Genomic DNA, 7053 nt, shown 5'->3' on the forward strand with positions numbered 1-7053 from the left:
GATGTAGGCGATGGGGGAGAGCTTCCAGTAGTGGTCCCGGTCGGTCCAGGGGCGTTTTCCGCCGAACTCCTTCTCGAACCAGAACCCCGTGTCCGAGGAGCCGTAGAAGTCCAGGAGGTTGGAGACCGAGCGCTGGGCGACGGCGGCGGCGAATCGGTCCGTGTGGCCGATGACCCAGTTGGTCATGTAACCGCCGTAGGAACCGCCGGTGATGCCGATGCGCGCCGCGTCCACGAAGGGCAGCGCCGCCGCGTGGTCGGCCAGCGCCAGCACGTCCTCGTAGTCCTTCGTGCCCCAGGCGTTGACGATGGCCCGGGTGAACTCCTCGCCGTAGGAGGTGCTGCCCCGGGGGTTGCACCAGAGCACCACGAAGCCCCGGCCGGCCAGGTAGTGGAACTCGTGCATCAGCGCCTCGCCGTAGCTGACGTGGGGCCCGCCGTGGACCTCGAGGACCGCCGGGTACTTCGCCTTCGGGTCGAAGCCGGGCGGCTTCAAGAGCCAGCCCTGGAGCTTGGTGCCGTCGCCGGATTTGAACCGGAACCGCTCCGGCTCGGGCAGGTGCCAGGCCCCGATCACCCGCGTGTTCAGGGAGCTCAACCTCCGGGGCTCGCCGCCCTTTTCCAGGTGGTAGAGCTCGCCGGAGTTGACGGCGGTGACCCAGGCGTAGAAGAGGCCTCGAGCATGGACGCGGAAGAAGGTGGCCGCGCCGAGGCCGCCCACGACCTCCCGGGGCTTCGCCTTCCCGCCCAGCTTCATTTCCCAAACGCCGGTGGAGCCTTCGCGGGTGAAGTTGAAGAGGATGGAGCCGCCGTCGGGGGCGAACCGGGGCCGGTCCGAGGCGCAGATGCCGTTCAGGTCGTCAATGACACGCCCCCCGACCAGGTCCAGCGTCCCGGTCAGGTTCACCGTCTCGCCCTTGGCGATGTCGTATATGTAAAGGCGCGGGCTGCGGCCCGCCGGGTCCTCGGGGTGCTCGTGGCCGAACCAGGCCAGGCGCTTCCCCGCGGGATCGGCGGCGAGCGCCCACTTTGGTCCCTCGGGGGTGGGGAGCTTTTTCGGCTTCCCGCCCTTCGCCGGCAGGCGGAAGAGGTCCACGTAATCGGCGTCCCGGTCCGGGTCCTCCCGGTGGCAGGAGAGGTAGAAGAGGTCGGCGCCGTCGGCGGGGAGGGCGAAGTCGGCGTTCTCGTATTGATCGTCTGTGAGCCGCTTCGAGGCACCCCGCACCGGATCGAGCCGGTAGAGGTTGAAGCTGTCCTTGGGCCGCCAGCCCTCGCCGTCCATGCGGTAGAGGATGCGGTCCACCTCGCGGAACGGAGGCGCTTCGGGCTTGCCCTCGGGCCCCTTGACGGGCTCGTCGGCCGCGCGGAAGGAGTAGTAGATGTACCCCCCGTCAGGGGAGAAGAGAAACCGGCCGACCTCTCCCTTGAGCGCGGGACCCACGGGGCGGGCCTCCCCGCCGTCCGTGGGCAGCAGGTGGAACCGGAACGCCTTCTCATCCTCCCGGTTGGAGAGGAAGGCGACGGTCCCGCCGTCCGGTGAGAATTTCGGCGAGATGTCGTTGTAGTCGCCGTGTGTGACCTGCGCGGCGGGGCGGGAGTCCCGGGACCACCAGAGGTCGCTCCAGTACTTGCGTTTCTTCAAGTCGGCGCGCTTGACGCTGAAGACGACGATGTGTCCGTCGGGGGAGAGATCGAGGTCGGTGATGACCTTTAGCTTGGCGAAGTCGTCGGCGGCAATGGCTTTGGACATGGGATTGCCTCGGGGAGGTCTGGTGTGGTTCGTTTGTAGAAATCAGCCGCATTCTACACTGATAAGATAGATTTATCCAAAGATTTCTCGACCAAGTTTTTATTTTAATATGAATAATGAAATTAATGCAATCACTCTTTAGTAAAAAAAAGCGGCGTTCCCCAGTGGAATCATCCCGCAGACCGACTTGCAGTGTGTGGTCGTCGGACGCTCACGCAAATCTGTGTTTTTTTAACGCGTGCGACCGACGACGGTCGCCCCTACGGATCGGGTTTGCTGGATATTGACGTAGGGGCGGGTGTCCACACCCGCCCGTTTTTTTAATAAGGTAGCCCTCACCCTTAATCCCTCTCCCACGGGGAGAGGGAGACCGCGTTCACCCGTGCGATGATGTAGGGGCGGACCTTTAGGTCCGCCCGCGGGCGACCGACGATGGTCGCCCCTACGGGATATTGGGCGGTTCACGGCGTAGGGTGGGAATTCCTATCCCCGCCGCCTTCACGTTCCCCGCCTCGACCCTCACCCTAACCCGTAGGCGAGCCTCTCCCACGGGGAGAGGGAAATACGTGCGGGGACGCCCACCGGCACCGAGGCCGCGAGTCTGGTATAATCGGCACAGACGACGCGAACGGGGAAAGGGTCCGCCCATGAAGGTCCTGCGCATGGATAAAAAGCACCTCGGCACCCTCCTGGAAATGCTCCGGGGGTGGGGCGAGGTCCACGTGCCGGTGAAGCACGGGGTGAACTCGTACCGCTGGGAGCCGTACACCGACCTCGAAAAGGTCGCCTACGACGCCCTGCGCACCGTCATCCCGGCGAAGAAGTACTTCTACCGGCCCCGGGAGACCATGTTCCGCTTCGACGCGCGGCGGGGCTTCGAGGCGGAAACCGCCGGTCTCGCCGAGCGCCTGGTCCTCTTCGGCATCCACGCCTGCGGGCTGCACGCCCTGGAAACCCTGGACAACATCTTCGCCGGCCGCTACGCGGACAACTACTACTTCACCCGGCGCGAGAACATCATGATCGTCGCCACCAGCTGCATCCCCGACGAGCACTGCTTCTGCAAGTCCATGGGCACCGACGCCATAGACGAGGGCTTCGACCTTTTCCTGACCGACCTGGACGACGCGTTCCTGGTCGGGGTGGGCACCTCGCGGGGGGACGACGTGGTCTCCGGCCGCCCCGAGCTTTTTTCCGAGGTGGACGAGGAGTTCACGCAGCGCTACCTGGAGTTCCGACGGCGGCGGGAGCGGGCCTACTGCCTGACGCTGGAAATCAGCGACCTGCCCACGATTCTGGACCTGGAGTACGAGAGCCCCATCTGGGACAAGCTGGCCGAACGCTGCCTCTCCTGCGGCTCCTGCTCCATGGTCTGCCCGACCTGCTACTGCTACGACGTCAACGACACGCTGGAGCTTGTCGGCGGCGGCACGCGCTGGCGGGAATGGGACTGCTGCCTCTTCCGGGAGCACGCGCTGGTGGCGGGGGGTCACAACTTCCGAGAGGATCGCGGTCAGCGGCTCAAGCACCGCTACCTGCACAAGCAGCAGGCGTTTCTGGGCGATTTCGGCCGCGCGGCCTGCGTCGGCTGCGGGCGCTGCATCGTCAGTTGCCCGGCGAAGATTGACTACGTCGAGTGCCTGAAGATGCTCAGGGGGGACCAGGCCCATGCTTAGAGACCAGCGGCTCTCGTTCAGGCAGGCGGCCAACCCGTACCAGCCGCACCTGGCCCGGATCGTGGCCGTCAAGCCCCAGGACCGCGACCACAAGCTCTTCCAGATCCGCTTCGAGGACCGCGCGATCGCGGAGAGCTTCCGCTCGCGCCCGGGCCAGTTCGTCGAGCTCTCGGTCATCGGTACCGGCGAGTGCCCCATCTCCATCTCCAGCTCGCCGACGCGGACGGGGATAGTGGAGCTGTGCGTCCGGCGGACGGGCCGGGTGACCTCCGCGCTGTTCAGGCTGCCCACCAACTCCCTCATCGGCCTGCGCGGCCCCTACGGCAACGGCTACCCCGTGGAGAAGATGGAGGGCGGCGACCTGCTGCTGGTGGCCGGCGGACTGGGGATGGCCCCGCTGCGGAGCCTGCTGTGGTACGCCCTGGACGACCGCGCCGACTTCCGCCGCGTCATTTTATTCTACGGCTGCCGCGAACCGAAGGAGGTCCTCTTCCGCGACGAGATGGCCGGCCTCGTATCCCGGGAGGACCTCGAGTGCCACCTCACCGTGGACACCGACCCCGACAAGACCTGGCCCTACAACGTGGGGGTCGTCACCACGCTCTTCGACCAGGTGGAGGGGCTGAACCCTGAGGAGACCTACGCCGCCATCTGCGGCCCGCCCGTGGTCTACAAGTTCGTCGTCGAGAAGCTCCTGGAGCTCAACTTCTCCAAGGGGCGGATTCTGATGAGCCTGGAGCGGATGATGAAGTGCGGCGTGGGCAAGTGTCTGCACTGCAGCATCGGGCACAAGTACACCTGCCTGGACGGGCCGATATTCACCTATTGGGACGCCATCAATTTACGGGAATCCATTTAAAAGGAAATAAGGTGCCGACACGGAGGCGACGCGCGCCGACACGCCGCGGCCGCGCCGCTTGGGACGCGATCAACCTGCGCGAGAGCATCTGATCCCCCTCTCCCCTCTGGGGTGAGGGCCGGGGAGGGGGGTGTAGCGGTCCCCTCTCCCTGTGGGAGAGGCGCGCCTACAGGCGGGGGTGAGGGCCACCTCATTCCCCCTCTCCCTTTTAGGGAGAGGGTTGGGGTGAGGGTCGAGGCAGGGAACGTGTAAACGGCGGCCCGCGTATCCCCTCTCCCTGTGGGAGTGGGTTGGGGTGAGGGTTGCATGTCCCCTCCCCCCTCTGGGGGGAAGCGCGCTTACGGGCCAGGGAGGGGGGCGGGAGAATAACGGCCCGCACCTACTCGACGATCAGCTTTTACAGATTCGCCGCCGCTGAACCCTGACGGAACGGAAACCAGACCGATGGACAAGCCGAAAATCGCCGTCTACGGCCTTACCTGCTGCGCCGGCTGCCAGCTCAACATCCTCAACTGCGAGGACGAGCTCCTGGAGCTGGCCCAGGCGGTGGACATCAAGAGCTTCATCATGGCCCAAACCGGCAACGACGACTGCGAGGTGGACATCGCCTTCGTCGAGGGCGCGGTGGCCAGCGAGCGGAACCTGAAGCAGTTGAAGGACATCCGCGAACGGGCCGGGCTTTTGATCGCCCTGGGCACCGGCGCGTGTTGGGGCTGCGTCCAGGCCATGCAGAACGACGTGCCGCGGAAGGAGCTTCTCACCGAGGTATACGGCAAAGAGGTTCTGGAAAACCCCTTCTTCGAGTGCTTCGAGCCGAAACCCCTGCGCGACTTCGTAAAGGTGGATTACGAGATAGTGGGCTGCCCCATCGAGCGGAGCCAGTTCCTCCAGGCGGTGGCGTCGCTCCTGCACGGGGACCTGCCACTCCTGCCCACCTACGCCGTGTGCACCGACTGCAAGTTCCGGGAGAACGAGTGCCTGTTGATCGAGCGGGGGGAGATGTGCCTGGGGCCGGTGACGAAGGCCGGCTGCGGGGCGCGCTGCCCCAGCAACAACCTCCCCTGCGAGGGCTGCCGGGGCCCGGTCTATGAGGCCAACTTCGCCTCCGAGGTGGACGTGCTCCTGGACAAGGGCTATTCGATAGAGGACATAAAACAGGCCATGAGCCACTTCGGCGGCCCGCCCTCCGACGAGGCGCTGCGGACCAGGAAATTCAAGGGCACCGAGCTGCCGTAAGGGGAAGAAAGCATGAGCCGGACCATTACCGTGGAGCACCTCTGCCGCGTCGAGGGGCACGGCGGCGTCACCATCGAGCTCGAGGACGGCGCCGTCAAGAGCGTGCGCATGGACATCTACGAGGGGCTGCGCTTCTTCGAGAGCTTCTTGAAGCGCGTCCCCTGGGCCGACATCCCCGAGGTGGCCTGCCGCATCTGCGCCATCTGCTCCGGCGTGCACAACGTGGTGGCCTCGCAGGCCATCGAGGACGCCTTCGGGGTGACGGTTTCGGAGCAGGTGCGGCTCCTGCGGCGGCTCTTCGTCCACGGGGGCAACATCGAGTCGCACGCCCTGCACATATTTTTGTTGGCCCTGCCGGACCTCGTGCAGCCGCGCTGCAACTCCATCATCGAGCTGGCCGAGGACCTGCCCGACCCCGCGCGCATCGGCCTGGACATCAAGAAGTGCGGCAACGAGATCCAGGACTTAATAAGCGGGCGCGAGATTCACCCCTGCAACACCAAGCTCGGCGGCTTCGGCCGCATCCCGGAAAAGGACGTCTTCAAGTACCTGCGCGACCGGCTCGAGGCCGTCCTGGAGAACGCCAGGGCCCTCGTGCCGCTGATTAAGGGTCTGGAGCTCCCCGGCTACCTCACCGCCGAGGGCACCTACATCGGGCTGAGGCCCTCCGGCGACGCCTACGGCTACATGGGGGACCACATCGCCGCCAGCGACGGCACCCTTACCGACGTCCACGAGTACAAACGGGTGACCAACGAGTACGTCGTGCCGTACAGCCACGCGAAGTTCTCCGCGTACGAGGGGAAGCCGTACACCGTGGGGGCGCTGGCCCGGGTCAACCTCTTCGGCGAGGCGTTGCACGGCGGGGCGAAGACGGTCGCCGGGCGCCTGGGATTCGCGACGCCGGTTTATAACATCTTCCACAACACCACGGCCCAGTTCATCGAGCTGGTGGACTCCGTCGAGGACTCCATCCAGACCATCAACGCGATTCTGGCGCATTACGCGCCGGTGGAGCCGACGCCGGAGATCCGGCCCAGGGCGGGCCGGGGGACGGCGGGCATCGAGGCCCCCCGCGGCACCCTCTACCACTCCTACGCCTTCGACGCCGACGGGCGCTGCACCGACGTGGACATCGTCACACCCACCTGCCAGAACCTGGCCGCCATGGAGCGCGACATCCGGGCCATGGTCGAGGCCAACCCGGGGTTTTCCGACGAGGAGATCCACTTCCACGCGGAGATGATAGTCCGGGCGTACGACCCCTGCATCTCCTGTTCGGTGCACCTGTTGAACCTCTCCGCCTGACGCCGGGGTGAGGGTCGGGGCGGCCCCCCTCTCCCTCCGGGAGCGGCGCGCCGACGGGGATGGGGGTGAGGGCCACCTTATTAAAAACGCGGCGGGGTTAGGAAACCCCGCCCTACATTTAGGAAAAGGTCGGGGTGGGGGTTGCCGCCTGTCCCCTCCCCCCTCTGGGGGGAGGGTCAGGGAGAGGGGTGCAGCGGTCCCCCTCCCCCCTTTGGGGGGAGGCTT

5 protein-coding genes are annotated in these 7053 nt (G+C 65.9%); 4 read left to right on the forward strand and 1 reads right to left on the reverse strand.

What is annotated here, in order from left to right; translation table 11 throughout:
* On the reverse strand, nt 1–1749 hold a 1749-nt coding region (locus VM054_04870), incomplete at its 3' end, for a S9 family peptidase (protein HUT98392.1).
* A gap of 647 nt (nt 1750–2396) precedes the next feature.
* Here VM054_04870 and VM054_04875 point away from each other — a divergent pair.
* The 4 genes from VM054_04875 (at nt 2397) to VM054_04890 (ending at nt 6828) form a co-directional block, all read left to right on the forward strand.
* Nucleotides 2397–3425, forward strand: a complete 1029-nt coding sequence (locus tag VM054_04875) for a 4Fe-4S dicluster domain-containing protein (protein HUT98393.1) — start codon at nt 2397–2399, stop codon at nt 3423–3425.
* Entirely contained in the window at nt 3418–4284 is an 867-nt protein-coding gene (locus VM054_04880) for an FAD/NAD(P)-binding protein (GenBank protein HUT98394.1), read from the forward strand. The genes VM054_04875 and VM054_04880 overlap by 8 nt, the downstream gene beginning before the upstream one ends.
* 444 nt (nt 4285–4728) lie before the next feature.
* Nucleotides 4729–5520 (forward strand): NADH:ubiquinone oxidoreductase, encoded by a 792-nt coding sequence (locus tag VM054_04885; GenBank protein ID HUT98395.1) that lies wholly within the window; start codon nt 4729–4731, stop codon nt 5518–5520.
* A gap of 12 nt (nt 5521–5532) precedes the next feature.
* The gene (locus VM054_04890; protein ID HUT98396.1) at nt 5533–6828 is read left to right on the forward strand and encodes a Ni/Fe hydrogenase subunit alpha; all 1296 of its coding nucleotides are present in this window, start codon (nt 5533–5535) and stop codon (nt 6826–6828) included.
* Nucleotides 6829–7053 lie beyond the last annotated feature (225 nt).

It is taken from the genome of bacterium, from assembly GCA_035528375.1.
In the GTDB taxonomy this organism is placed as follows: Bacteria; RBG-13-66-14; RBG-13-66-14; order RBG-13-66-14; family RBG-13-66-14; genus RBG-13-66-14.

Excerpts from the sequence above, each read along its gene's own strand:
- VM054_04875 (HUT98393.1), top strand. The coding sequence starts at position 2,397 with ATGAAGGTCCTGCGCATGGATAAAAAGCACCTCGGCACCCTCCTGGAA.
- VM054_04880 (HUT98394.1), top strand. The coding sequence starts at position 3,418 with ATGCTTAGAGACCAGCGGCTCTCGTTCAGGCAGGCGGCCAACCCGTAC.
- VM054_04885 (HUT98395.1), top strand. The coding sequence starts at position 4,729 with ATGGACAAGCCGAAAATCGCCGTCTACGGCCTTACCTGCTGCGCCGGC.
- VM054_04890 (HUT98396.1), top strand. The coding sequence starts at position 5,533 with ATGAGCCGGACCATTACCGTGGAGCACCTCTGCCGCGTCGAGGGGCAC.